Genomic DNA, 26,287 nt, shown 5'->3' on the forward strand with positions numbered 1-26,287 from the left:
GCCGATCGGCGAAATCACAGCTCAGACGACGCCGACGTACCCGAGCACGGCCGCCATCGCGACCAGCCACAACGGATTGATCTTGGTGAACACGAACACCAGCGTGCACAGTGCGGTCAGCAGGTAGGACCGCCAATCGTGGTCGGCGGCTCGGCTCATCACCAGCGCCGTCGCCATGATGAGGCCGACCGCCATCGGCGCCAGGCCCCTCTCCACGGCGGCGTGCCACGGCGCGTCGTGTGCGCGGTGCCAGACGCGGGTGACGAAGAACGTCACGCCCGCCGCCGGCACCACCATGGCGACGATCGCGACCAATCCTCCGGCGATGGCCCCGGGAATGCCGCCGACTTCATGCCCCGCGCCGTAGCCGACCAATGTCACGATCAACACGCTGCTCGGGCCCGGCATGGTCTGCGAGATGGAGAAGATCTCGGCGAACTGCATGTTGGACAGCCAATGGTGATCGTTGACCGACCGCAGGTGCATTTCGGGAAGCACGACGTTGCCGCCCCCGATCGACATCAGCGACAAACCGCCGAACAGCAGAGCCAGCTGCAGATAGGTGTTCACGCCGTCACTGCGCGGTCTGCTCGGAGTCCGTCCGGGTTCCGCGGGGCCACGCCCACCACAGGCACAGTGGGACCAGGATCAGCAGCGTCACGAGCAGCGGCCAGCGCACGACGCCGTTGAGCAGGAACGCCGCCGCGAACAGCGCCACCGGGATCCAACCGGTCAGACACTGCCGCCCGGTCTTGACCACCATCGCAACCGTCAGCGCGACGGCCGCCGACGAGGCACCCTGCAGCGCACCGTGGACACCCGGCACCTCCTTGAAGGTGAAGTAAGCCCAGCCGGCGACAAGCGTCAGCGCCACAGGAACCACCATGAGTCCCAGCACCGCGGCGAGGGCACCGGTAGCGCCGCGCAGCTTGGCACCGACGAAGACCGCGATGTTGACCTGGTTGGCTCCGGGCAGGATCCGGCACATGGTCAGCGCCGACAGGAACTCCCTGTCGTCGAGCCACCGTTTCCGTTCGACGATGATCTCGCGCGACCACGCCGACAGGCCACCGCCGAAAGAGGCCAGCGCCACGTGGTTGAACGCCGTCGCGATCGACAGATGCGAGACGCGCGGCGCGGGTTCACTCATGGATGAGCTCAGGGTCGTACGGAAAGTCCGTCTCGTCGTGTTCCTGCGGCGCCAGCGGGTCGGGGGCGTAGTAGCGGCGCGAGGACTCCCAGTCCTGGGTGAACGTCTCGATGAGGCGGTCGACGATCACCGGGTCGTCGACGGTGACGCCGAGTTCGCGGCGCAGGTCGAAAGCGCTGCGGTCGATGTTCATCGAGCCCACCAGCGCACGCTCACGATCGACCATGACGAGCTTGGCGTGTGCGCGCAGATTCTTCTGCTTGTGCACCTTGATGCCGAAGTAGTTCAGCGTCCGCAGGGACGAGAACGTGTCGAGCACATCGCTGTCGCTGATGCCGTGCCGCCCACCGCAGAGGACCTTGACCTTCACGCCGCGATCCGCCGCCGCCACGATGCGGTCGAGAATCACGGCGTCGACGAACTTCGGATGCTGGATGTCGAGGTGCGTCCTGGCAGTGTCGATGAACTGCGCCATCACGACGCGCGAGTTCGAATTGCTCCACAGGAGTCCCGAGTTGTCGGCCGGCACCCAGTTCCCGTGCGCCCAGTCGGCCTCGAAGACCTCGATGATCTGAGCGACCTGACTCGGGTCGGTGGTCACCACACCGAAATCCCGGGTGCGGGTGAAATATTTCGTGCAGAGATTGAAGGTCGCGATCATGGCCGCGCCGGTGTCGACGACCATCGACTTTTCGTGCGTCACATAGAACGCGGGGTTGGTCCATGCGACCGACACTCCGGCGTCTTCGAGCCGGGCGAACGTGTCGTCGTTGGCGCGTTCGCCGCCCGACTTTGCGGCGTTCAGCATGACCTTGACGTCGACGCCGGCCCGGCTGCGCTCGATCACCGCATCGATGAGCGACTCTTCGGTGAACGTGAACTGTTTGATTCGCAGGCTGTCCCGCGCCGAGGCGATGAAATCCAGCACGGGACCGATACCGTCGTCGGGCTCGACGATCAGGTGCGGCTCCACTCGCCGGACGCTAGCAGCCCCAGGTCACCCGGTCACCTGTCGTCGCGGTGCGTTTCCTCGGCCTCCTGCGCCCCCACGTTCCAGCAAACGTCGACAACAAAAAAGCGCATTCGTCAATTAGCGCGCCGGAATCCTCGGGCACCGCCTCCCACTGAGGTGCGGGTTCATCGTGCAAGATTGCGTGCATGGACAGTGGTCTGGGCTCACCCCGGGTGCTCGTGGTCGACGACGATCCCGACGTCCTCGCCTCGCTCGAACGCGGCCTGAGACTGTCCGGATTCGAAGTCTTCACCGCCGTCGACGGCGCCGAAGCTCTGCGCAGCGCCACCGAGACGCGACCCGACGCCATCGTCCTCGACATCAACATGCCCGTCCTGGACGGGGTGTCGGTGGTGACGGCGCTGCGAGCGATGGACAACGACGTGCCCGTCTGCGTCCTGTCGGCGCGCTCGTCGGTCGACGACCGGGTGTCTGGCCTGGAAGCCGGCGCCGACGACTATCTCGTCAAGCCGTTCGTGCTGGCCGAACTCGTCGCGCGGGTGAAGGCCCTTCTGCGCCGACGTGGTTCGACGGCGACGTTCTCGTCGGAGACCATCACCGTCGGTCCGCTGGAAGTCGACATCCCCGGCAGGCGCGCCCGGGTCGACGGCGTCGACGTGGACCTGACCAAGCGTGAGTTCGACCTGCTGGCCGTGCTGGCCGAGCACAAGACCGCGGTGCTTTCCCGGGCTCAGCTGCTCGAATTGGTGTGGGGGTACGACTTCGCCGCCGACACCAACGTCGTCGACGTCTTCATCGGCTATCTGCGGCGCAAGCTCGAGGCCAACGGCGCCCCCCGGCTGCTTCACACGGTTCGCGGCGTGGGGTTTGTTCTCAGGCAGCAGTAGAGGACAGCCGTCTTGATCGCGCTGTCCCGGATCTTCCGCAGAACTCCGTCGCTTCGGCAGCGGGTGGCGTTCACCAGCGCCATCGCGGGCGCGATCATCGTCGTCGTCGCCGGCACCGTGGTGTGGTTCGGCATCACCGACGCCTGGAACGAACGTCTGGATCGACGACTCGACGAGGCGGCGGGGTTCGTGATCCCGTTCCTGCCGCGCGGGCTCGACGAGATTCCGCCGTCCCCCAACGACCAGGACGTGGTGATCACCGTGCGCCGCGCAGACGGCCAGGTGGCGTCGAATTCGAATGTGGTTCTGCCCGAACTGGAACCGGGTTACGCCGACACCCAGGTCGACGGTGTGCGCTACCGCGTCCGCACGGTGGCGCTGTCCAACCCTCAGCCGATGTCTGTGGCCGTCGGCGCCACCTACGACGCGACGATCGCCGACATCAACAATCTGCACCGGCGCGTCCTCATCATCTGCGCGCTGGCGATCGGGGCGGCGACGGTCGGCGGCTGGGTGCTGGCCGCGTTCGCGGTCCGTCCGTTCAAGAAACTCGCGCAGCAGACCAGGGCGATCGATGCCGGTGACGAGGATCCCGACATCGACGTCCGCGGAGCCACCGAGGCCGTCGAGATCGCCGACGCCATCAAGGGACTCGTCGAGCGGGTGTGGGAGGAGCAGGACCGCACCAAGGCGGCACTGGCATCGGCCCGCGACTTCGCGTCGGTGTCCGCGCACGAACTGCGTACCCCGCTGACCGCCATGCGCACCAACCTGGAGGTGCTCGCCACGCTGGACATGCCCGAGGAGAGCCGCGCCGAGATCGTCAACGATGTGATTCGCACACAGTCGCGGATCGAGGCGACCCTCGGTGCGCTGGAGCGTCTCGCCCAGGGCGAGCTGTCCACCGAGGACGACCATGTGCCGGTGGACATCACCGAACTACTCGACCGGGCCGCGCACGACGCGATGCGCGTCTACCCCGAGCTCGACGTATCGCTGGTGCCCGCACCGACGGTGATCATCGTCGGTCTGCCCGCCGGACTGCGCCTGGCCGTCGACAACGCGATCGCCAACGCCGTCAAGCACGGCGGCGCGTCGCGGGTGCAGTTGTCGGCGGTCAGCTCCCGCGATGGTGTCGAGATCGCGATCGACGACGACGGCGTCGGGGTTCCCGAAGAGGAACGAAAGGTTGTGTTCGACCGGTTCTCGCGGGGCTCGACGGCGTCACATTCAGGGTCCGGCCTCGGGCTCGCGCTCGTCGCCCAGCAGGCCGAATTGCACGGCGGAACTGCGTCTTTGGAGTCCAGCCCGTTAGGCGGAGCGCGCCTACTACTGCGCCTGCCCGGCCCGCGCTGAGCTTCGCCGAAACTGCATTCCGCGCGCGTGAATCGGCGTTTGCGCCGCGTGGAATGCAGTTTCGCGGTCTAGCGGGTGGCGAGCAGATCGATGACGAAGATGAGCGTCTTGCCCGACAGGCGGTGTCCGCCGCCGGCGGGACCGTAGGCCTGCTCGGGCGGGATCGTCAGCTTGCGCCTGCCGCCGACCTTCATGCCGGGGATTCCGTCCTGCCAGCCCTGGATCAGGCCGCGCAGCGGGAACTCGATCGATTCACCGCGATTCCACGAGCTGTCGAACTCCTCGCCGGTGTCGTACTCGACGCCGACGTAGTGCACCTCGACGTTGGCGCCGGGCACGGCCTCCGCGCCGTCGCCGACCACGATGTCGTCGATCACCAACTCGGTCGGAGCTGGGCCGTCGGGGAACTCGATCTCGGGTTTGGTAGCCATCCGCCCACCCTAGACGCGGCCATCACCGGCACGGCACTGCACACTGGTAGTCGTGGCTACAGATGACGACATTTTGCAGACAGTCAACGACCTCGTCGCCGAGGAGCGCGATCTGCGCGACAAGCTGCAGCATCGCGAGATCGAGGAATCCGAGGAACATCAGCGGCTGAAGGCACTCGAGGTGCAGCTCGACCAATGCTGGGATCTGCTGCGGCAGCGCCGCGCTCTGCGGGCCAGCGGCGGCGATCCGGACAGCGCGTCGGTGCGGCCCGAGGGCGAGGTCGAGGGCTACCTCGGCTGAGCATCTGGACACTGACGGGGGTGCTGCCCTGCGGGCATGCTGGGGCCCCAGAGTCCTTCTGGCACAACGACTAGGTGATCACCTGGGAGGGAGCGGCGGCAACGGCGCCGGGCCCGGCGGAAGGTTGACCCCGGGAGGCGGGGCGGTACCGGGCAGCGGCTGACCGAGTTGCTCCTGCGGTCGCTGACCAAGCATTCCGCCCTCCAACTGACCGGCGCGGTACATGTCGATCCACCGCCCGAACCACTCACGACGGCTCACGTCGGCGTTCTCCGACCCGGGCGCCACGTCGAAGATGACGCCCTCGCCAGGCGCCGACGGGACGAGATACTGCGGGATTCCGTAGGCGTTGTTGAAGATGTTCAGGTTCGGGGGCGCACCCGGGCCGACGCCGGGCGCAGAAGGAACTTCGTTCTGTCCAAGCACCGTGGCCGGATCCAATCCGGTAATCGACGGGATTCCGAAGGAGCCCGCGGCCGGTTGTCCTGTCTGCCCCAACACCGCGAGTCCATTCGGTCCCAGCGGTCCGAGCAACGGCAGCGACGGCCCCGCGGGGGGTGCGGGAATCGGGGCGGGGGGAGGCGTAAGCGGTTGTGCGGCAACGGTTCCGGAGGTGGCGAACGCAGCGGCGGCGAGCACCGACCCTATCGATACGGAAGAATGGCGCATCACGCCTCAGACCGCCTTCGTCACGCCGTAATAGGCAACGATATCGTCGTTGTCGGTGCTCGAACTCGTCATCGTCGCGTACGACCGGATGAACGATTGCCCGAGACACCCGTCGATCTTGACGTGAATGTCCTTCAGCGTGACCCGCACCGGGGCCTTCTTGAAGGACTTCTTGTTGACCGTGACGGTTTGGACGGTTCCCGGCCGCGGATGGAACTCCAGCACCCCCGTGACCGGGAACGAAATGCCGTCGATGAGCGGACTCACAAGTGTCGACCCTGTGGTCGAAGCACCCACACTTCCAATCAGCCGCATCTGTTTGAGTTCGATGCCACACCCGATCTGGTACCCGACCTCCAAAGTGCCCCCGGTCAATTCGGTGCTGCCGTCGCCGGTGACGTCACCACCGAACGTTCCCCCGACGAGATACTCGCGCGACGAGACAGCGGTGGTCAGCGGCGCGACGGGAAGCTGAGTCTCCTCCCCCGCCATCACCGACAACGTCCAGCCGTCCGGCGTGACGACGACGCTGGGCGGCGACGAGGCCACGATTCCGTTGTCGAGAGGCGGCGGCGTCACGCCGGGCGGCGGTGCACCGGCGGGCACAGCAGGCGGCGGCAACACCGGTCCGGGCGGCGCGGGCTGCGCCGAGGCTTGGTGCGGTGCAGCTAAGGCGAAGAGACACAGTCCGGCCAATGCCGCGAGGCGGGTCAACATCGGTCCGGCGGTACCTCTCGTCTTAGGGTGCTTGGTAGAAGCGGCGTCAGACAACCTTGGTGACACCGAGGTAGGTGATGACGTCGTCGGCGTTGTCCGACGAACTGGTCAAGGTCGCATACGACCGGATGAACGACTGGCCTGCACACTGGTCCGTCTTGATCCGGACCCCGTCGATCGACACGCGGGTCGACTTGCCTTTGAACGTCTTCTTGTTGATCGGCACCGTCGTGACGGTGCCCGGCGACAGATACACCTTGCCCTGCAGGGTCACCGACAAGGCGAGCGTCGGGTCGTCCCCGAACGGCAGCGCGGGCGTGAAGCCGCCGCCCGGGTTGACTTCCTGTTCGTCGGAGATGATGCCGCAACCGATCTGCGCGCCGACCTCCAACGTCCCACCGGTCAACGTCGTGGTTCCGTCACCGGTGATCGTCCCGGTGTAGGTGCCGCCGAACAGGTACTCCCGAGAGGACACGGCCGTCGTCAGCGGCGCAACCGCCTGCTGGGATTCGTTGCTCCCCACCACCTCGATGCGCCACCCGTCCGGCGTCTCGAGGACACCGGGGGGACCCGACAGCACCGCGGCGTCGGGCGGGGGTGGCGACGGAAGGGGTACCGCAGGCGGCTGTGCCACAGCCAGCGGCGTCGCGGCCGCGGGAAGCGCCACGAGGGCGAGCGCCAAAGCGACGAAGCGGTTCTTCATGAAGGTGCAGGTACCTCTCTCGGCCGTCCCTCGACGTCCGTAACCAGGTGATCGCGAGCAGTATCAAGCAGATTGTTTGCCGACCAATGAATGCTCCCCAAACTTTCATTCCGCCGGCTGACTCCGGTCCGTTCCCCGCGATTCCGGTGCAGGTAATGGGCTACCTTACGTTGCATGTCCCGCGAGCACAGCCGAGACGAGTCGATTCACAGGTCGTCGGCGTTCGCGCGTTCCGCCGGGCGCGCAAGTGCGACTGTGGCTTGCGCCCTCGGGGTTGTCGTTGCGTTCGGCCCGGCGGTCGCGTTTGCTCAGCCCGTTGACGGCACAGCCTTCGATCCCTTCGCCACGGCGGCGGGGCAGACGCCGGCGCTGCCGTCGGACCATGCGGATCCAGCCGCCGTTGCCGCGTGCCAGCAGTTCGCCGCGGTGCTACAGGGCACTTCGCTGTACTACGGGCAGTTCGCCGACGCGCTCGAAACCTATGAGGATCCCGACTACTCCACCCCGTCGATCAGCAGTGCCAATGTGCTGGGACGCACGGCGCTTCGGCAGGGCGCCGGTCTGACACTCAGCGCGGCCAATACACCGGGCCTCGCGCCCGACATCGCGGGCCCTATGCGGTCGTGGTCGCTGGGTGCCACCAAACTCCTGCTGAAGATGGGCCTGCGGACCTCTGGTGAAACTCTGAACCTCTCCGTGGCGGACCTCAACGCGGACGCCACGGCGGTCCAGACCGCTTGTGCCGCAGCCGGAACCCATGCGTGAACCTTTTCTCGACGCCGTCATAGTCGGGGGCGGGCACAACGGCCTCGTCGCAGCCGCGTACCTGGCGCGCGCGGGCCGGCGAGTTCGACTCCTCGAGCGTCTCGAACACGTCGGCGGCGCGGCGGTTTCGGCGCACCCTTTCGACGGGGTCGACGCCCGACTGTCGCGATACTCGTATCTGGTCAGCCTTCTACCGCGGCGGATCGTCGACGACCTGGGAGCACGGGTACGGCTGGTACCGCGCCGCTTCTCCTCTTACACCCCCGACCCGACCTGCGGCGGCCGGACAGGTCTGTTGATCGGGCCGGAGTCGACCTTCGGCGCGATCGGTGCTGCCGCTGACCAACGCGGCTTCGAGGACTTCTACCGCCGTAGTGCCCTGGTGACCTCCCGACTGTGGCCGACATTGGTCGAACCCCTGCGTTCTCGCTCGGAGCTTCGCGCCGCGGTGATCGCCGACGGCGGTATCGACACCGCACGGGCGTGGCAGGCGATGATTGAGCACCCCATCGCTGAAGCGATCACCACGGCGGTGACCGACGACCTCGTGCGTGGCGTCATGGCGACCGATGCGCTGATAGGCACGTTCGCCGCACTCGACGACGAATCCCTGCTTCAGAATCGATGTTTCCTCTACCACCTGATCGGCGGAGGCACCGGGGCGTGGGACGTGCCGATCGGCGGCATGGGGGCGGTCAGCGGCGCACTGGCCGCCGCCGCAACCGGATTCGGCGCCGAAATCGTTACCGGCGCTGATGTTTACGCGATCCATCCCGACGGCGAGGTGCACTACCGTCACGGCGACACCGACCACAAGGTGGCCGCAGAGCATGTGCTCGCCAACGTCACACCTGCGGTCCTGGCACATCTGCTCGGAGAAACCGAGCCCGAGACCGCACCAGGCGCCCAGGTCAAGGTCAACCTGATGCTTCGGCGTCTGCCACGGCTTCGCGACCAAACCATCACACCGGAGCAGGCTTTCGGCGGAACCTTCCATATCAACGAGAGCTACCGCCAGCTCGACGCCGCCTACACCCGGGCTGCGTCCGGCTCGGTACCCAATCCCCTGCCGTGTGAGATCTACTGCCACACCCTGGCCGATCCCACGATCCTGTCGGAATCGCTTCGCGCCGCCGGCGCGCACACATTGACCGTTTTCGGCCTGCACACTCCACACAGCCTGGCGACGTCGGACACACCCGATCGCTTCCGCGACACCCTGACCTCCGCGGCGCTGACATCGCTGAACTCCGTTCTCGCCGAACCGATTCAGGACGTCCTGTGGCAGGACGCCGCCGGCCGTCTCTGCATCGAGACCAAGACGACCTCAGACCTCGAGGGTGCGCTCGGGATGACGAACGGCAACATCTTCCACGGCGCCCTGGCATGGCCTTTCGCCGAAGACGACGAGCCACTCGACACTCCGGCCCGTCGCTGGGGTGTGGCCACAGACCACGACCGAATCTTGTTGTGCGGTTCGGGTTCGCGGCGGGGCGGGGCGGTCTCCGGGATCGGCGGGCACAACGCGGCGATGGCTGTGCTGGGGGTGTGAGTTCCGTTGCGGGAACGACGCTCAGGAGCGGTTGAGCTTGTCCAGCAGCGCCCGCAGCATCGTGAGGTCGTCGCCGGACAGCGCGGCCAGCGCTTCCGGAGCCGGGTCGTGCACGGTGTCGATCGCGGCGACGGCATCGCGGCCGGCGTCGGTCAGCGACACCACCTTGCACCGGCGGTTCGTCGGATCGACCTGCCGCACCACCAGGCCGCGATCCTCCAGATCGTTGACCGCGACGGTGGCGGCCGGTGCGTCCACGGTGGCGGCGTCGGCGATCTGCTTGACGGTCATCGGACGTCTACTCAGACGCATGAGGATGCGAATTCTGCTGAACGGCAATCCCGTTCGATCCACGACGGCCTTCTTCCACCCGTCGCGGTTATCGTGGACGAACGCAGCCAAGTCGGCCCAGACCTCGTCGGCGCGCGCGTCACGGGACATGGGCAGCCAATTTCGGGGTGCCGGCCACCAGCGGGGCGAGTCGTTCGGCTGATCGCATCGCCGTGGGTGAGGTCGAGTAGAAGCCGAGAATGACGATCGCCACACCCAGGGCTGCACACACGAACCACAGCGGACGTGCGGCCGTCGCGAATTCCGCCCCCGCGGGACCCATCGCCCCGCCGGCGATCGAACCGCACAGAGCCACGCCGATACTCACGCCGACCTGCCGACTGGTCGACGTGACCGCCGACGCGGCTCCGGCGCGGTCGAGAGGCATTCCACTCACGGCGGCGTTGGTGACGGGCGCGTTGACCATCGCAAAGCCGATCCCGAACACCGCGAAGACGATCAGCAGCTCCCACACCGGGGTGGTGTCGGTGAGGAGGGTCAGCATCGTCGCCGCCAGGGCGATCAGCACACCGGAGCTCACCATCGACGGCCGTGCGCCGAACCGTCCCACCAGCCGTCCCGACAGCGGCGAGAAGACCAGGGCGCCAAGGGCAATCGGTAGGTAGATCAGGCCCGTGTGCATCGCGGAGAAACCGCGCTCGACCTGGAGGTACAGCGACATCATGAACAGGAAGGCACTCCACGCGGCGAAGGCACTGACGGCGGTCACCGTTGCCGTGGCAAACGGGATACTGCGGAAGAAGCGAAGGTCCACGAACGGGTCCACACGGCGGGACTCGTAACGCAGGAACAGGGCGAAGGCCAGCACCGCGGCCGTCCCGAAACCAACGACACGGGCGTCGGTCCAGCCCAGCACGGGACCTTCGATGAGCGCGTAGACGACGCCGAACAGGAACAGCACAGCCAGCGCCTGCCCGACCGGATCGATGGAGCGCATCGTCGACGACCTGGACTCCGGCACGAAGACCTGGGTGAGCACGATGGCCAGCGCACAGATCGGCAGGTTGATCCAGAACACCGCCCGCCACCCGATGGATTCGATGAGCAGCCCACCGACGATGGGGCCGAGTGACATCGAGATGCCGACAACGCCGCCCCAGACGCCGAGCGCCCTGGCACGCTCTACCTTGCCGGTGAAGATCTGCGAAATAATGGACAATGCAACGGGATTGAGCATCGAGCCGCCGATACCCTGCAGCAGCCGCGCCCCGATCAATACGTCGATGGTCGGAGCGAGGCTGCACGCCAACGACCCTAGGGCGAAGACGGCGAGCCCTATGTGGAACACCCGCCTGCGTCCGAACCGGTCACCGGTGGCGCCCGAGAGCATGAGCAGTGAGGCCAGCACCAAGGTGTAGATGTCGACCACCCACTGCAGTTGCGCCGGGGTCGCCGACAGGTCGTCCCGGATCGAGGGGAGGGCGACGTTGACGATGGTCGCGTCCATCGAGACGATGAGCAGGCTCAGGCAGCAGGAGGCCAGGATGATGGCCTTGCGCCTGGGCGTCATCTCGGTGGTTGAGTTCACCTGACTATTGTGAAACTACAACTGTTGCGAGGGCAAGTGACACTGGTGTGACGTTCGTCAGAGACGAGCGTGCGCGAAGTGACGGAATTCGCGGCGCGTCGCCGTGCAGACGCGCGCGCTCGCGGTGCCGACGGGTGCGCTCGCGGTGCCGAGGGGTGCGCTCGCGGTGCCGGAGCTACTGGCTGGTGCCGGAGCTACCGGCCGTCGATCTCCGTGTAGTCGCGCTCGGTGTAGCCGGTGTAGATCTGGCGAGGCCGCCCGATCTTGTTCGGCTCGCCGTGCATCTCGCGCCAGTGCGCGATCCACCCGGGCAGCCGGCCGAGCGCGAACAGCACCGTGAACATCCGGGTCGGGAAGCCCATCGCCCGGTAGATCACGCCGGTGTAGTAGTCCACGTTCGGATAGAGCTTGCGCTCGACGAAGAAGTCGTCGGTCAGCGCGATCTCCTCAAGCTCCTTGGCGATGTCGAGCAGGGGATCCTTGATGCCGATCTTGCCGAGGATCTTGTCGGCCTGCTCCTTGACGATGCGCGCCCGCGGATCGTAGTTCTTGTAGACCCGGTGTCCGAAGCCCATGAGCTTGACGCCGTCCTCGCGGTTCTTGACCTTCTTGACGAACGTCGCGACGTCGTCGTCGCCCTTCTCGATCTTGGTCAACATCTCCAGCACCGCCTGGTTGGCGCCGCCGTGCAGCGGGCCCCACAGCGCGTTGATGCCACCGGAGATCGAGGTGAACAGGTTGGCCTGCGAGCTGCCGACGAGGCGCACCGTCGACGTCGAGCAGTTCTGTTCGTGGTCGGCGTGCAGGATGAACAGCATGTCCAGCGCCCGCACGATCTCAGGGTCGACCTCGTAGGGCTCGGCCGGGAAGCCGAACGTCATCCTCAGGAAATTCTCGACCAGGGTCAGCGAGTTGTCCGGATACAGGAACGGCTGCCCCTCGGACTTCTTGTACGCGTACGCAGCGATGGTCGGCAGCTTGGCCAGCAAGCGGATCGTCGACAATTCCACCTGCTGCGGATTGAACGGGTCGAGCGAATCCTGGTAGTAGGCGCTGAGCGCATTGACCGTGCTCGACAGCACCGGCATCGGGTGCGCGTCGCGAGGGAAGCCGTCGAAGAACCGCTTGAGGTCCTCGTGCAGCAGCGTGTGCCGCTGGATCTGGGTGGTGAACTTCTCCAACTGCTCGGCGGTGGGCAGCTCACCGTAGATCAGCAAGTAACTGACCTCGATGAAGGTCGACTTCTCGGCCAGCTGCTCGATCGGGTAGCCGCGGTACCGCAGGATGCCGGCATCGCCGTCGATGTAGGTGATGGCGCTCTTCGTCGAGGCCGTGTTGACGAAACCGCCATCGAAGGTCGTGTAACCGGTCTTGGCCAGCAACGACCCCAGAGCGATGCCGTCCGAGCCCTCGGTGGCTTGGACGATGTCAAGGTCAAGCTCGCCGCCTGGGTACTTCAGCGTGGCGTGCTGCCCGGCTTCGGCGTTATCGGCCACTGGGTTCCCTTCGGGTTCGTCGCGGGTCACGGTGTCTGGCTACAAACAGAGTCTGCCTACAAAAGGTAGTCCCATTCCCGCAGCGACGCCCGCGGGGGGCGGGTACAGCGTCAGACGGGCTGGCCAAGACCGGCAATCTCGCCCGCGAACTCGGCGAAAGTGTCCTCGAACGCGGTGATGACGTCGTTGACGTCGATGCCCGACACGCTTCGGTCGGCGAGGTCGCTCATCGCGGTGATCAGCACCGCGCCCCATACCGCCGACATCAGCTTGACCCTGCGGTCACCGACCTGAGCGCCCATTCGGTCGGCGATGATGGCGTCGACCTTGCTGGCCCGGTATTCGACCGCCGCCTGCCGCAACGTCGCCGACGACATGACGATGCGCAGGATCTGCAGTAAGCGCTCCGAGGTCAGGGCACCCGCGGACGCAAGCCTGGTGTTGCGGGCCATCGCGATGAACGCTCGGCGCAGCGCTTCGAGATTGCTGAGATCGCGGGGCTGGCACATCAGCTCGGATGCGGCACTGTCGAGCACCTCGTCGATGAGCGCCATCGCGATGGCGTCCTTGGTCGCGAAGTAGCGGCTGAACGTCCGGGGCGACACCTCGGCGATGGCGGCGATCTGGTCGACGGTGGTGGCATCGAATCCCTGACGGTCGCAGAGCCCGACCGCAGCATCGATCAGAGTGGCGCGGGTGCGTCGCTTCTTGCGTTCGCGCAAACCGAGGACCGGCTCCCCCCTGAAATCAGCCACGCCTCGAATGCTAACGCCTCAGCACGCGCTCCGAGGGCGAAAATGGCACGTCGAGACAACTGTCGGCACTGGCGAATTGGCAGAAATGGCTCCCAATTCGGCGCCCATTTCGTGCGTCTCCGGTAAACGCAAGCAACCGACCGGCTAGGGCTGAAGGCGCTCGACGGTGCCGTTCCGCAGCCGAATCCTGTTGTGTAGCCGGTTCTCCCGGCCCTGCCAGAACTCGACCACCTCGGGCGCGATCAGATAGCCACCCCAGTGCGGCGGAACCGGCACGGCCTCGACCCCGGCGAACCGTTCGGTGACCTCGGCGAGCTGGCGCAGCAACGCGGCCCGCGAGGTGATCGGCTTGCTCTGCTGGGACGCCCACGCCCCCAACTGCGAGCCGCGCGGACGGTGTTTCCAGTAGTCGGCTGTCGCTTCCGGCGCCACCTTGGACACGGCACCGCGCACATGAACCTGGCGCCCGAGCGGAAACCACGCGAACGTCGCCGAAGCGTAAGGACGAGCCGCCAACTGCTCACCTTTGTCGGATTCGTAATTGGTGTAGAACGAGATCCCCGACTCGTCGACGCTCTTGCAGAGCACGGTTCGGGTGACCGGTCTGCCCTCTGCGTCGACGGTGCCGACCACCATCGCGTTCGGCTCCGCGACACCCGCATGGAGGGCCTCGGCCATCCACTGGTTGAGCAGCGTCACCCAGCCGACGTCCAGCCAATCAGCGTCAAGATCACTGCTGCCGTCCTTCTCCGCCGAGCCGTACTCCACACGCATCCGCGCGAGGTGATCAGAAGTGCCCACGCGCCAAACGCTACGCCCAGGGTGGGTGCGACAATCGGCGCATGACGACTGCGGTGCCGAAGGATTTCGCCCCAGGGCTGGCAGGGGTTGTGGCGTTCGAGACCGAGATCGCCGAACCGGACAAGGACGGCGGCGCACTGCGCTATCGCGGCGTCGACATCGAAGATCTGGTCGCGCACGGCATCACCTTCGGCGACGTGTGGGGCCTGTTGGTGGACGGGCGGTTCGGCCGCGGCCTACCTCCCGCTGAACCCTTTCCCCTGCCCATCCACAGCGGTGACGTCCGCGTCGACGTCCAGGCCGGCCTGGCGATGCTGGCGCCGATCTGGGGTTACCCGCCGCTGCTGGACATCGACGACGAGACCGCCCGCGACCAGCTGGCCCGCGCCTCGGTGATGGCCCTGTCCTACGTCGCCCAATCCGCACGCGGGATCTATCAGCCGGCCGTGCCTCAGCGCACCGTCGACGAATGCGACACCGTCACCGCCCGCTTCATGACCCGCTGGCAGGGCGAGCCGGACCCGCGCCACATCGAGGCGATCGATGCCTACTGGGTCAGCGCCGCCGAGCACGGCATGAATGCGTCGACCTTCACCGCCCGTGTGATCGCCTCGACCGGCGCCGACGTCGCCGCGGCGCTGTCGGGAGCGATCGGTGCGATGAGCGGGCCGCTTCACGGTGGTGCGCCGGCACGCGTCATCCCGATGATCGAAGAGGCCGAGCAGACCGGCGACGCGCGCGCCGTGGTCAAGGGAATCCTGGACCGCAACGAGAAATTGATGGGCTTCGGGCATCGCGTCTACCGGGCCGAGGACCCGCGCGCACGTGTGCTTCGCGCGACCGCCAAACGTCTGCAAGCACCCCGCTACGAAGTGGCCGCGGCACTGGAGCAGGCCGCGCTGGCCGAACTACGCGAGCGCAGACCCGACCGCGCGATCGAGACCAACGTCGAGTTCTGGGCGGCCGTCATCCTCGATTTCGCGAAGGTGCCGCCGAAGATGATGCCCGCCATGTTCACCTGCGGCCGCACCGCCGGATGGTGTGCGCACATTCTGGAGCAGAAGCGGCTCGGCAAGCTCGTCCGGCCGTCGGCGATCTACGTCGGCCCGGAGCCCCGCAGCCCGGAGTCGGTCGACGGCTGGGACCTGTTGAGCCGGAAATAGACCGGAAATGACCGCCTCCCGCACCGTATTCCTCTCTGCCGCAGAGAGTTTCGCCGATCTGGTGCGGCGCATCCCGACCACGGCGTGGGAGGGGCCGGGCCTCGGCGCATGGAGTGTGCGCGACCTCGTCGGGCACACCTCACGCTCACTGATCACCGTCAGCACGTACCTCAAGGCCCCGGCGCAGCGCGAGACCGTCACCACCGCCGCCGACTACTACGCCGCCATTCGCGAGATATCGGCGGGTATGGGTGAGGACGCCATCGTCGAACGCGGCCGTCAGGCCGGACGCGACCTCGGGGCCGATCCCGCGTCCGCGGTCGACGCTCTGGTGACGAAAGTGCGCGCCGACCTTGCCGACGTCGATGACCCGCTGATCGAGGTGATCGGCGGCCTCGGAATGCGGTTGAACACGTATCTGCCGACGCGAACCTTCGAGATGGCGGTGCATGGCGTCGACATCGCGCACGCAGTCGGAATCGACTACACCCCACCGGCCGACGTTCTCGCCGATGCCGCGGCGCTGGCCGCACGGATAGCCGTCGCGCTCGGACAGGGCACACCGGTGCTGCTGGCGCTGACCGGGCGCCAGAACCTGCCGCCCGGCTTCTCGGTCGTCTAACCCCTCCCCTACATCACCCAGCCGGGTTGAGAGGCTCCAGCGAACCGGTGGCTGCGTTGACTGGTTCGACGTCGATGCGCTCCACCAATATCGGCTTGCAGCCTGATCCTGTGTGGATCGACGGTGCACGTCGGCGGGGCAGTCGCGTGACGGCCTGTCGGAGAAGCGCGATGCCGCGCACCCGCCTTCCCACGACCGTCTGCGGAAGTGGAATGTTCGAAGCCATCGGCACCGGCGGCCGGAGTTTCTCACTCGGGCGCAGCACGGCGGGCACTGTCATGAGAAGTGTCTGAAGGTCGAGGCCCAACGACCAGTTCTCAACATAGAAGTTGTCCCACTCGGCGCGGTCGGCGATGGAGGTCTGGCCCCGCAGACCGTGTACCTGGGCCCAGCCGGTCATGCCCGCCTTCACCCGGTGCCGTTCTCCGTAACGTCGGATCTGGCTGTTGAAGATTTCAACGAATTCCGGGCGCTCGGGTCGAGGCCCGACCAAGCTCATCTCGCCCTTGATGACATTCAGCAGCTGCGGCAGTTCATCGAGAGAAGTGGTTCGCAGCAGCTTGCCGATCCAAGTACGGCGGTCGATACCCTCCACGCCGCCGGGGGCCACGCCGTCGCCCAGGACGAAACCGGAATCAGAATCGCTGGGAGGGCGCATCGAGCGAAACTTCAAGCAGTCGAACACAATTCCATCGCGGCCGATCCTTGGTTGACGAAAGAACACCGATCCCGGCGAGGAAGCTTTGACGGCCACCATGAGAAAGACGAAGAGAGGGGAAATGGCCGTCAGGATGGCGGCGGCGAGCAAACGATCGAGGATGTGCTTGGCCTCGAACTGCCAACTGGTGGGGCTGATGTTCGACAGCGTCATCACCGGCATACCGCCCACGCAGTCCATTCGCGCGCGCAGGCCCACCGTGTCGAACATCCTCGGAACGACCCAGACCGTGAGACCGGCCAACCGTGCGGCCCTGATGGCAGGAATCAGATCTTCGTCGCGCGCTTGCGAGAACGCCACCACGACGGCCTCGGCCCGGGTGTTCTGGATCGCCTCGGCCATGGTGGCGGGCGTACCTACCGCCGGAATGGGCCAATCGTGGCCGCCCGCGCCGGTCCACGGCGAATCACTGTCGACCAGGCCGACCGGCAGAATTCCGAACTGCGGGTTGTCGAGGAATCTCTTGGCCAGGTGATACGCGATTGCGCCATTGCCGAGGATGAGCGTGGGCGATTGCAGGTGGGAGTGCCGCCGCAGAGACCGCGTGACCAGAATCGCGGCGATTCGGCCGGCGGGGAGGAAGAACGCGGTGGTGAGCCACACCTTGGTGATGGTGTCGCTCAGGTCGCCCGGAACTCCGGTCAGCACCATTCCGGCGAGCAACAACATCGCCGCGAGGGCCGCCGTCGTCTGAACCGCCATGAATTCGCCGACGAGGGTGTTGTGCAGTTTGCGACGGTACGTCGACCGAGCGGCGAAGATGACCAATACCATCGGCGCGTAGCACGCCATCATCCATATCGGCGGCATGGGGAAACCGCGCTCGTGTGCCCAGAACAAGCCCACGACGGACGCAGCGCACGCCGATGCCAGATCCGCCGAGAATTTGATCAGCAGGCCCAGCGATCCCCTGGCCACCGAACGCGGGGCGACCGCATCGCGAACAGCCGTAGCCAGCGACGTCGTTGGCCATTCGTTGCCAGCGCTGCGCACTGCCATCTAATTCCGCCTCTACCGCTTCGTCGATGATGGGAAACCGCTGGTCAACAGTTGGGTCGACCGAAGAATTTAACGTCGTTTTCAATTAGTCGGCAGCGTTTACCCATCGTCGCCACAGCTAAAACATCGCGGCCGGCGGAACCCCAGCGGACCGTCCAATTCACACCGGACCTGCACCCGTCCGCCGCACCGCGATGAGTTTCCGGCCCACAGTGGGTCAGAACCGACGTCACACCCCTACCTCGTAAGGAACTGCGATGGCGATCGACAACACCCCCATGCTCGTCCCCCACCTCGTCGTGGACGACGCCGCGGCAGCGCTCGACTTCTACGCCAAGGCGTTCGGCGCCGAGGAGATGGTTCGCCTGCCTGGACCCGATGGAAAACTCATGCACGCCTGCATGACCATCAACGGCGCCATGGTGTTCCTCAACGATGACTTCCCCGAGTACAACGACGGCAAATCGAGCACCCCGACCGCGCTGGGCGGGGCGTCGGTGACCATCCACCTGCACGGCCCGGATGTCGAGGGACGGTTCCAACGCGCACTCGACGCCGGAGCGACCGTGGTGAATCCGCTCGAGGACCAGTTCTGGGGCGACCGCTACGGCGTCGTTCGGGACCCGTTCGGCCACCAGTGGTCGCTGGCCGAGACGGTCAAAGAGGTCGACATGGAACAGGTGCTCGCCGAGATGGGAAGCCAGGGGTAGCCGCGCGGTCGAACGTGGGCCCTATGTACGCCGATCGTCGAATTTGTGTGCAGGAGGCCCACGCTCGGTCGCTACGGCACGTAGCTCTGCAGCAGTGACACGGGCAACCCGTTCGCGAACGTAATGCCGCTGAGCGCAGCGATGCTCGCCGGCTTGGGGATCCGTTCGAGTTCGGGCGTGCTCGGGTCGCTGCCGTACAGCCCGAACTGCAGGTCGTAGCCGCCCGCCCACTCGAGGTTGTCGACGAATGACCAGTAGGTGTAGCCGCGGATGTCGGCGCCGTGCGCGACCAGGTCCTGCACCACCGCGACATGGTTCACGATGTAGGACGGCCGCTTCGAGTCGTCATCATCGGCGATGCCGTTCTCGGTGATCCACAACGGTTTTCCGTAGGACGCGGCGAGCTCGAGGACCTCGCGGAGGCCGCCGGGATCGGTCGGCTGGTTGAAGTCGCTGCAGGTGGGCTCGTCGGCCGAGCACCGGACCGGGAAACCGCGCAGGAACGGAAAACCCGGCAGCGGTGCGACACCGAAACCGAACATGGGCTGCGACCCGTAGTACTGCACGCCGAGGAAATCGACCTTGTCCGCGAAGTCGGGATGAACCTCGTCGGCGGTCTTGATCCCGTCGAAGTTGACGTCCACCCATCCGTCGACCACGGCGTTCGGGAACCACCCGTTGTAGTAGTGATTCCACGCGTCGGCGGCCTGCACGTCGAGCTCGTTGACCGGGTTGGCGGGCCGCGCCGGAATCATGTTGAGGGTCACGCCGACGAACGCCGCCGGCCCGTTCTCGCCGGCGGTGGTGGTGTCCCACGTGCGGATGGCATCAAATGCGGCGACGTGTCCGATCGCCTGGTTCACCAAGAAGGTCGACGCCAGATCGGGTCGGATGACGCCCGGTGGCCAGTTCGGCACCACCCACGGGATCGCCAGAAACTCGGTCAGCACCGGCGAGAACGGCTCGTTGAGCGTCGCCCAGTTGTCCACCTGGTCGCCGTACTTCCACGCCAGGTATGCCGCGTACTTTTCGAACTCGCCGGCGGTGCCGTCCGATAACCAACCGGCCTTGGGCGCGGGTAGCCCCAACTGGATCAGTGGCCGCGAGGCGATCGGATCGTGCACCCACACCGGAAGCGTGAAGTGGTTGATCGTGACGAACGGGTCGAGTCCATGCCGACGCAGAGCGGCGAAGACGGCCCGATAGTGGGCTACCTCGTCCTGGTCGGCCAACGCGTCGAGGGCCTGCAGGTCGGCCTCACTGAGCGCCCCGCCCTCATCGGAGATATCGACCTCGGCGGTGGAGTTCGGAAAGATCCGGCTCCATTCGATGGACATCCGGAAGGTGTCCATCCCGAGCTCGTCGCGGGCCAGCACAGCGTCGTCCTCGTAGGAGACGTAGGCACCCGGCCCGTCTTCGGGGACCCCTTTGACCAAACCGAGAAGCCGGTTGAGCGGGTCGTGCACCCAGCGGTACCAGTCCGACCGGGTATCGACCGGCGCTCCGGGTCCGCCCTCGGCCTGGAAGCCGGAATGGGCCACACCCCAACGGAAATCGTCCGGCAGCGACAGATCGACGCCTGCCACCGGAGTGATGTTGACCGTGATGGTCTTGCTGATTCCATGCCCGCCACCCGGATTGAGAAAGCTGCCGATGATGGGGACGAATCGCAGCAAACCCAGCAGCCCGTGCACGTGCAGGCCGTCCTGCTCGTCACTGACCGCGACGGTGAAGGTATCTGTGCCACCGACCGCGGCCATCGCGTTCATCGGCCGGTAGACGAAGTTGCCGGCCGCGTCAACAACGACGGTGCCGCCGTTGTGCGGCCTGCCGATCACTGTGTAGGTCAGCACGTCCCCGTCGGGGTCCTCGACGCCGACGTTTCCCGTGACGACGACATCGCCGTCGACTGTGAGGCTCTGCGTCTGCGGCAGCGGATTCTCCACGTCCGTCGGCGACCCGTTGAACAGTTCCCGCCGCACCCACGCCAGCAGACCCCACAGGGAAGGATCGGTGGGCGGCTTCGGAGCACCGGCGGCGAACGGCTGCAGGAACGACCGGACGACGCTGCCCGCCAGGTCGACGACGTAGGTCACCGCCGAACGCAGGTCGAACGCGGTCGGATAGGGCCGCCAAGAGGGGACCTGCGGCGGCGCGACCGATGTCGCCGCCGTGGCGCGCGCCGGTGCCGAGCTGGGAGCCTCAGACTGTGCCTTGCGGGTGACGACGTGGTCGGGCTCTTCAGGTTCGACGGAGGCCTCGATGTCCGGCTCGGCGGACTCGTCGTCCTGGGTGACGGCCGCTTCGTCGTCAGCCGAGGGCACCTCGTCGGGTTCCGATTCGGATTCGTCGTCCTCGATCACGTCGTCCGGTTCGTCGACCTCGTCCGGCTCGTCGACCGCGTCCGGCTCGTCGACCACGAGTTCGGGCTGCGCTTCGGGTTCGAGCTCAGCCTCCTCGGCGGGCGCGTTCTCACCGCTCGCCTCATTCGGGCCGTCGGCCTTCGACGACGTCTCGGCAGTATCGGCTTTGGTCGCGGCGGCGGAATCCTCCGTCGCCCAGGCGACCCCGGACCCGGTGAACACCGCGGCACCTACCCCCAGCGCCACGGCGAGACCCCCGACGCGTCCTACGAAGCTCCCACAGCTCATGACCTTCTGCATACGCCCGTCGCGCGGCCGGGATCGGAAGTTTGGCCAAACTTGGCCAGATAGCGAATTGCCGGTGTGTTCATAGCGGCGTGGCTTTCCCCGATGGCGATAATGCCGGAATGCGCCCCGACCGCGGGCACCAGATGCGAGGTGTGATCTGTGCTCTGGCTACTCCAGATGCCTGCGCCGATCCTCGGCGTCCTCTGGGTCGCGCTCTTCGTCGGCCTGTCTGTGGGCGGCCTTGTCCTCTTCCGCAAGGTGGTGTCACACAAAAGGTTTGAAGGCTCTAATGCGGTGTCCGGCTCGGTGTTCCAACTTGCCGGTGTGCTCTACGCCGTTCTCGTCGCCTTCCTGGTCGTCGTCGTGTGGGAGCAGTTCGGCGACGCAGAGGATGCCAGCGGGCTGGAGGCGGCCGCGATCGGCGACCTGCTGCGGGACTCGGAGGCGCTGCCGGTCGAGTCGCGGGACCTGATTCAGCAGAGTCTGATTGCCTACACCAGAAACGTCATCGACGTGGAATTCCCGCGCATGCGGGAGGGAGAGCGGATCGAGGATCAAAGCGACGAGCTGTACGCCGTCTGGGAAAGCTACAAGATGGTCCAGCCCGAGACCCGCAACGAGATCGCGTTCTTCGATCATGCGATCGGGCGGCTCAACGACCTGAGCGCCGACCGCAAGCTTCGAGTGTCGACGGCGGACGCATCGGTGCCCACTCCCCTGTGGATCCTGCTACTCGGCGGCGGTGGCGTGGTCATGGGCTTCACGTTCCTGTTCGGAACCCGCGATCTGTTCGTGCACGCTCTCGCAGTTGGCCTGACGTCGGCGCTGCTGGCGTTCGTGATGTATCTGATCTTTCTCCTCGAGCACCCCTACGTCGGCGAGTTGTCCGTGCAGCCCACCCCGTACGTCGACGTGCTCGAAGTGTGGGATCAGTAGCGTCAGCGGCGCAGGCCGGCCAGCAGCCGCTGGTGAAGCGGCGGTGCGGGAGCAGTCGCCGCCGCGGCGCACATCTCGGTGACCGACGTGAACTTGTCACGCGGGCGCAACCCGCCGCCGCGTGCTACCTCGGCGTCGTCGATCGCCTTCCATCCCGCCGCATCGATGACGGCAGGCTGCCGGCCCCGGACGAACCGTTCGAGAGCGGAGGATTTGTGCCTGGGCTCGGTCAGCAGACCGTTGTTGTAGTCGGCAACCAGGTTGTGTACCGTTTCGGCGGCGCACGATTTGTTGGTACCGATGAAGCCGGTCGGCCCACGCTTGATCCACCCGGCGACATAGCTTCCGGGGGTGTCCGCCACCCTCCCGCCCTCGTTGGGCACGACCGCCGCGGCGTCGTCGAACGGGAGGCCCCGAATGGGCTTGCCGCGGTAGCCGATCGAGGTCAGAACGAGCCCTGATGACATCTGGACGCGGTCGTCGGTTCCGGTGACCGTGAATTCCACCCCGGCGGCCGTGGTATCGCCGAGAATCCGCGCCGGCGTCAGACCGTAGGCGAGCCGGATACGGGGCCGGGTGATCGGCGTGCTCGCGTCCCCGAGCTTCGACAGGATCTCCAGCTTGTTGCGGGTGAGGGCGTCGGTCTCCTCGGCGAGGTCGGCAAGCACCCGCTGATGGTCTGTGGGATCGAGGACGACCTCGCAGGCTGCCGTCAGTCCGATCAGTTCAGGCAGAGTGAACGCCGACGCGGCCGGCCCGCGCCGAGCGGCGATCACCACTTCCTGCACGCGCGACGTGCGCAGCGCGTCGAGGGCCTGGTCGGCGATGTCGGTGCGCGCCAGGACATCCGGGTCGGTCGTCAGAATGCGGGCGACATCGAGTGCGACGTTGCCGTTGCCGATGATGACGACACGTTCGCCGGAGAGATCGACGGGCAGATCGGTGAAGTCGGGGTGGCCGTTGTACCACGCGACGAACTCGGTCGCGGTGCCCGTACCGGGCAGTTCGATTCCGTCGACCTCGAGGCGACGATCGGTGGGCGCACCCACCGCATAGATCACCGCGTGGTGATGGGCGAGCAGTTCGTCGTGCGTGAGATCAGAACCCACGTCGACGTTCAGATAAAACGTGAAGCCTGGTCGCGCAGCGATCTTGTCGAAGAGTGCGGTGACCCTCTTGGTGGTCTGATGATCCGGCGCGACACCCGCGCGCACCAAACCGTATGGGGTGGGCAGTTTTTCGAAGACGTTCACGCGCACGCCCTGCTGGGTCAACAGTTCGTCGGCGGCATACATGGCCGCCGGGCCCGATCCGACGATCGCGACAGTCAATGGACCGCCGCGCTGGGCATGCACGACCGGGGCCTCCAGGACTGGCGCCAGCTTCGACGTCGGCGGCAACTTGCCTTCGCGCTTCGGGTAGAACGCGGCGTTGAGCTCGACGAAGGGCAGCTGCTCGGGTGTCAGCTTCGAGTCGGGTGCAATGGCTCCGACCGGGCACGCCGACACGCAGGCGCCGCAGTCGACGCACGCGACCGGGTCGATGTAGAGCATCTCGGCAGTCGCGAAACCGGGCTCATCCGGGGACGGGTGGATGCAGTTGACGGGGCATGCGTAGACACATGACCCGTCGCTGCAACACGACTGGGTGACAACGTGTGGCACGGGGTCTCCTACGCGGCGCTGACCACGTGCTGGCGGGCCGGTTCGCTGCGGTAGCGGCTGGGCTTGCCGTCGATCTTGCAGATCCGCCACATGAGCTTGGCGAGCGGATTCATCAAACCGGTCTCGTGGCAGAGCATGCGTACGTCGCCGAACATGTCGCGGAGGAACTGCCGAGCGTCGGGGGTGCCGAAGAAGACTTCCTTCTTCACCGAGCGCGGGATGTCGAATTCCTTCCAGAACGCCTTCGGCGGGACCACGATCGCCTGACACAGCACACGCATGACGATCGGCACATGCAGCGACAGCCACAACCGCTTGGCGCGACTCATGGGGGGCACACGCTTGCGCAGGTACTCGTGCGCAAACGAGATGTGCCGGGCCTCTTCGGCCACGTGAATGGCCATCACGCGCTCCATGATCGGATGCAGTGCTTTACCTTCGCGCAACACGTTCTTCTGGGTGTGGTCGATGGGTTCCTCGCCGGCGAGGACCCCGAAGAAGAACAAGACCGGCATGGGGCCCGCCGCGAGCGGGATGAACTGCGACAGCCACTTCAGCATGCGGGGCATGCCGGGCACGTCGGCGCCGATCCGATTCACCATCTCCTGAAACATCAGGGTGTGGTTGCACTCCTCGACGGACTCGTGCAGGCAGTATCGGTACTCCGGGGAACCGTTGGGCACCCAGAATGCGTAGTTCATCAGGCCGCGGATGAGGATCGACTCGAAGTGCAGCCCGACCTTGGCGACATTGGCCTGGCGCCACATTCCGATCTCGATCTGACGTTCCCTGGACTGGGCCTGGTACCAGGGGTGCTTACCCAGCGGGTCTGTGCCGGGAAGGATCCAGCGCTCATCGTCGGGCGTCACCGCAAATTCGGCCGAGTCCCAGTCGATGTCGGTGTAGGGATTGAAGTTCCTGCGCACCGACCCTTCGGAAAGTGTGGTCAGCGTGTCGACGTACTGGGCGTCGTCGAGGACATCCATGTTCTTGCGCCAGCGCCGGATGACGCGCGTCTTCGCTTCTTTGACAGCCATTCGAAGCCTCCCGTGAGGTTTACATACATTGGCCAGTTGTCCAGTAACAGTACCCACGGTCCCAGGAATTAACCAGGGCGAATTCCGAGTTGTGGGTCAGCAGGGTTATTCACGTCACATGTGATCCACGCCACTTCAGCGACGGCGCCGGGCCCTCGCCCGACACCCCCCATCTGCGGAACTACGCTGAAGCCATGGCCGAGAAGCTGACCATCCCCTCTGACCTCAAGCCCGCCGACGGACGATTCGGCTGCGGGCCGTCCAAGGTCCGGCCCGAACAACTGCAGGCATTGACCGCGGCTGGCGACCTGTTCGGCACATCGCACCGCCAGGCGCCGGTGAAGAACCTCGTCGGGCGGGTGCGCGACGGACTGCGGCAGCTGTTCTCCCTGCCCGACGGGTACGAGGTCGTCCTCGGCAACGGCGGCTCGACCGCCTTCTGGGACGCCGCCGCGTTCGGCCTGATCGACAAGCGATCGCTGCACCTGACCTACGGCGAGTTCAGCGCGAAATTCGCCTCGGCGGTGGCGAAGAACCCGTTCGTCGGCGACCCGATCGTCATCAAGGCCGACCCCGGGAGCGCACCGAAGCCGCAGTCCGATCCGTCGGTGGACCTGATCGCGTGGGCGCACAACGAGACGTCGACGGGCGTCGCGGTGCCGGTTGTGCGCCCCGAGGGATCCGGCGATGCGCTCATCGCCATCGATGCCACCTCGGCCGCGGGCGGGCTGCCCGTCGACATCACCGAGGTCGACGCCTACTACTTCGCACCGCAGAAGAATTTCGCCGGAGACGGCGGACTGTGGATCGCGATCCTGTCACCCGCCGCCCTGACGCGCGTCGAGGCGATTGCCGCCGCCGGCCGGTGGGTGCCGGAGTTCCTGTCCCTGCCGATCGCGATCGAGAACAGCGTCAAGAACCAGACGTACAACACCCCGGCGATCGCCACGCTGATCCTGCTGGCCGAGCAGCTCGACTGGCTCAACGGCAACGGCGGCCTGGACTGGGCGGTCAAGCGCACCGCCGATTCGTCGCAGCGCCTCTACTCGTGGGCCGAAGCGGCGTCGTTCGCCACCCCGTTCGTCGGCGACCCGCAGCTACGCTCGCAGGTCGTCGGCACCGTCGACTTCTCCGACGACGTCGACGCCGCGGCGGTCGCGTCGATTCTGCGCGCGAACGGCATCGTCGACACCGAGCCCTACCGCAAGCTGGGCCGCAACCAGCTGCGCGTCGGCATGTTCCCCGCGGTGGACCCCGAGGACGTGAGCGCGCTGACGGAGTGCGTCGATTTTGTGGTGCAACGGCTCTGAGGGCCTGCCGCGTGTCACTCCGGTTACGGACTGATAACGCAG

Annotated in this window: 26 protein-coding genes; 10 read left to right on the forward strand and 16 right to left on the reverse strand. The window is 66.3% G+C overall.

The features are described from left to right. Positions 1–21: 21 nt before the first annotated feature. Genes AWC12_RS01430 through AWC12_RS01440 form a run of 3 tightly spaced genes read right to left on the reverse strand, consistent with a single transcriptional unit; the run spans position 22 to position 2,123 of the window. Entirely contained in the window at positions 22–570 is a 549-nt protein-coding gene (locus tag AWC12_RS01430; RefSeq protein ID WP_024445713.1) for a chromate transporter, read from the reverse strand. Positions 571–574: 4 nt separating this feature from the next. Next, a complete protein-coding gene (locus AWC12_RS01435; protein ID WP_110808539.1) occupies positions 575–1,150 on the reverse strand; it encodes a chromate transporter in 576 nt (191 codons plus the stop codon). Further along, positions 1,143–2,123 (reverse strand): phospholipase D-like domain-containing protein, encoded by a 981-nt coding sequence (locus AWC12_RS01440; RefSeq protein ID WP_085171843.1) that lies wholly within the window; start codon positions 2,121–2,123, stop codon positions 1,143–1,145. Before AWC12_RS01440 ends, AWC12_RS01435 begins: the two co-directional genes overlap by 8 nt. 176 nt (positions 2,124–2,299) lie before the next feature. On the opposite strand from AWC12_RS01440, the gene prrA reads away from it, so the two are divergent. Next, positions 2,300–3,010: a two-component system response regulator PrrA gene (prrA, locus tag AWC12_RS01445; RefSeq protein ID WP_024445716.1), complete on the forward strand. Its 711-nt coding sequence runs from the start codon at positions 2,300–2,302 to the stop codon at positions 3,008–3,010. Between the two features lie 12 nt (positions 3,011–3,022). Further along, a complete protein-coding gene (locus AWC12_RS01450) occupies positions 3,023–4,366 on the forward strand; it encodes a sensor histidine kinase (RefSeq protein WP_085171846.1) in 1,344 nt (447 codons plus the stop codon). Between the two features lie 68 nt (positions 4,367–4,434). On the opposite strand, the gene AWC12_RS01455 is transcribed toward AWC12_RS01450, so the two are convergent. After that, on the reverse strand, positions 4,435–4,797 hold the full coding sequence (locus AWC12_RS01455; protein WP_024445718.1) for an FKBP-type peptidyl-prolyl cis-trans isomerase: 363 nt from the start codon (positions 4,795–4,797) through the stop codon (positions 4,435–4,437). Between the two features lie 52 nt (positions 4,798–4,849). On the opposite strand from AWC12_RS01455, the gene AWC12_RS01460 reads away from it, so the two are divergent. After that, positions 4,850–5,098, forward strand: coding sequence for a DUF2630 family protein (locus tag AWC12_RS01460; RefSeq protein ID WP_085171848.1), 249 nt, complete (start codon positions 4,850–4,852; stop codon positions 5,096–5,098). Between the two features lie 78 nt (positions 5,099–5,176). Here AWC12_RS01460 and AWC12_RS01465 read toward each other — a convergent pair whose 3' ends face one another. Genes AWC12_RS01465 through AWC12_RS01475 form a run of 3 tightly spaced genes read right to left on the reverse strand, consistent with a single transcriptional unit; the run spans position 5,177 to position 7,187 of the window. Next, entirely contained in the window at positions 5,177–5,767 is a 591-nt protein-coding gene (locus AWC12_RS01465; protein WP_234813796.1) for a hypothetical protein, read from the reverse strand. A gap of 6 nt (positions 5,768–5,773) precedes the next feature. Further along, complete coding sequence (locus AWC12_RS01470) at positions 5,774–6,484, reverse strand: MspA family porin (protein ID WP_085171850.1); 711 nt, start codon at positions 6,482–6,484, stop codon at positions 5,774–5,776. Between the two features lie 46 nt (positions 6,485–6,530). Then, positions 6,531–7,187: an MspA family porin gene (locus AWC12_RS01475; protein ID WP_085171852.1), complete on the reverse strand. Its 657-nt coding sequence runs from the start codon at positions 7,185–7,187 to the stop codon at positions 6,531–6,533. Between the two features lie 174 nt (positions 7,188–7,361). Here AWC12_RS01475 and AWC12_RS01480 point away from each other — a divergent pair, with 174 nt between their 5' ends. Both AWC12_RS01480 and AWC12_RS01485 read left to right on the forward strand, forming a co-directional pair. Beyond that, positions 7,362–7,952 (forward strand): Rv2240c family protein, encoded by a 591-nt coding sequence (locus AWC12_RS01480; RefSeq protein ID WP_024445723.1) that lies wholly within the window; start codon positions 7,362–7,364, stop codon positions 7,950–7,952. Further along, positions 7,945–9,504, forward strand: coding sequence for a phytoene desaturase family protein (locus AWC12_RS01485; protein WP_085171881.1), 1,560 nt, complete (start codon positions 7,945–7,947; stop codon positions 9,502–9,504). The genes AWC12_RS01480 and AWC12_RS01485 overlap by 8 nt, the downstream gene beginning before the upstream one ends. Positions 9,505–9,525: 21 nt before the next feature. Here AWC12_RS01485 and AWC12_RS01490 read toward each other — a convergent pair whose 3' ends face one another. The 5 genes from AWC12_RS01490 to pdxH form a co-directional block, all read right to left on the reverse strand. Continuing rightward, positions 9,526–9,945 carry a MarR family winged helix-turn-helix transcriptional regulator gene (locus tag AWC12_RS01490; protein WP_024445724.1) on the reverse strand — a complete coding sequence of 140 codons (420 nt, stop codon included), beginning with the start codon at positions 9,943–9,945 and terminating at the stop codon, positions 9,526–9,528. Further along, complete coding sequence (locus AWC12_RS01495; protein ID WP_085171883.1) at positions 9,935–11,365, reverse strand: MFS transporter; 1,431 nt, start codon at positions 11,363–11,365, stop codon at positions 9,935–9,937. The genes AWC12_RS01490 and AWC12_RS01495 overlap by 11 nt, the downstream gene beginning before the upstream one ends. A 212-nt stretch (positions 11,366–11,577) precedes the next feature. Continuing rightward, entirely contained in the window at positions 11,578–12,879 is a 1,302-nt protein-coding gene (locus tag AWC12_RS01500; protein ID WP_024445726.1) for a citrate synthase, read from the reverse strand. 110 nt (positions 12,880–12,989) lie between these two features. After that, positions 12,990–13,634 (reverse strand): TetR family transcriptional regulator, encoded by a 645-nt coding sequence (locus tag AWC12_RS01505; RefSeq protein WP_024445727.1) that lies wholly within the window; start codon positions 13,632–13,634, stop codon positions 12,990–12,992. A gap of 144 nt (positions 13,635–13,778) precedes the next feature. Further along, complete coding sequence (pdxH, locus tag AWC12_RS01510; protein ID WP_272937869.1) at positions 13,779–14,435, reverse strand: pyridoxamine 5'-phosphate oxidase; 657 nt, start codon at positions 14,433–14,435, stop codon at positions 13,779–13,781. Between the two features lie 41 nt (positions 14,436–14,476). Between pdxH and AWC12_RS01515 the strand changes: the two genes are divergently transcribed. Continuing rightward, positions 14,477–15,598 carry a citrate synthase 2 gene (locus AWC12_RS01515; RefSeq protein WP_085171856.1) on the forward strand — a complete coding sequence of 374 codons (1,122 nt, stop codon included), beginning with the start codon at positions 14,477–14,479 and terminating at the stop codon, positions 15,596–15,598. 7 nt (positions 15,599–15,605) lie between these two features. Beyond that, positions 15,606–16,220 carry a maleylpyruvate isomerase N-terminal domain-containing protein gene (locus AWC12_RS01520; protein ID WP_024445730.1) on the forward strand — a complete coding sequence of 205 codons (615 nt, stop codon included), beginning with the start codon at positions 15,606–15,608 and terminating at the stop codon, positions 16,218–16,220. 13 nt (positions 16,221–16,233) lie between these two features. Here AWC12_RS01520 and AWC12_RS01525 read toward each other — a convergent pair whose 3' ends face one another. Continuing rightward, positions 16,234–17,937, reverse strand: a complete 1,704-nt coding sequence (locus tag AWC12_RS01525) for a sugar transferase (protein WP_085171858.1) — start codon at positions 17,935–17,937, stop codon at positions 16,234–16,236. A 257-nt stretch (positions 17,938–18,194) separates the two neighbouring features. Between AWC12_RS01525 and AWC12_RS01530 the strand changes: the two genes are divergently transcribed. Beyond that, entirely contained in the window at positions 18,195–18,647 is a 453-nt protein-coding gene (locus AWC12_RS01530; protein WP_024445732.1) for a VOC family protein, read from the forward strand. Positions 18,648–18,718: 71 nt separating this feature from the next. Here the strand turns inward: AWC12_RS01530 and AWC12_RS01535 are convergent, their stop codons facing one another. Continuing rightward, a complete protein-coding gene (locus tag AWC12_RS01535; protein WP_234813795.1) occupies positions 18,719–21,256 on the reverse strand; it encodes a family 1 glycosylhydrolase in 2,538 nt (845 codons plus the stop codon). A gap of 201 nt (positions 21,257–21,457) precedes the next feature. Here AWC12_RS01535 and AWC12_RS01540 point away from each other — a divergent pair, with 201 nt between their 5' ends. Continuing rightward, on the forward strand, positions 21,458–22,234 hold the full coding sequence (locus tag AWC12_RS01540) for a bestrophin-like domain (RefSeq protein WP_024445733.1): 777 nt from the start codon (positions 21,458–21,460) through the stop codon (positions 22,232–22,234). 2 nt (positions 22,235–22,236) lie between these two features. Here AWC12_RS01540 and AWC12_RS01545 read toward each other — a convergent pair whose 3' ends face one another. Further along, positions 22,237–23,898, reverse strand: a complete 1,662-nt coding sequence (locus AWC12_RS01545) for an FAD-dependent oxidoreductase (protein WP_085171860.1) — start codon at positions 23,896–23,898, stop codon at positions 22,237–22,239. 8 nt (positions 23,899–23,906) lie between these two features. Further along, entirely contained in the window at positions 23,907–24,935 is a 1,029-nt protein-coding gene (locus AWC12_RS01550; RefSeq protein WP_024445735.1) for an AurF N-oxygenase family protein, read from the reverse strand. A gap of 194 nt (positions 24,936–25,129) precedes the next feature. Here AWC12_RS01550 and serC point away from each other — a divergent pair, with 194 nt between their 5' ends. Next, on the forward strand, positions 25,130–26,245 hold the full coding sequence (serC, locus tag AWC12_RS01555) for a phosphoserine transaminase (protein WP_085171861.1): 1,116 nt from the start codon (positions 25,130–25,132) through the stop codon (positions 26,243–26,245). The last annotated feature ends 42 nt before the right edge of the window (positions 26,246–26,287 follow it).

The organism is Mycolicibacterium iranicum (assembly GCF_002101705.1).
Classification (GTDB): domain Bacteria; phylum Actinomycetota; class Actinomycetes; order Mycobacteriales; family Mycobacteriaceae; genus Mycobacterium; species Mycobacterium iranicum.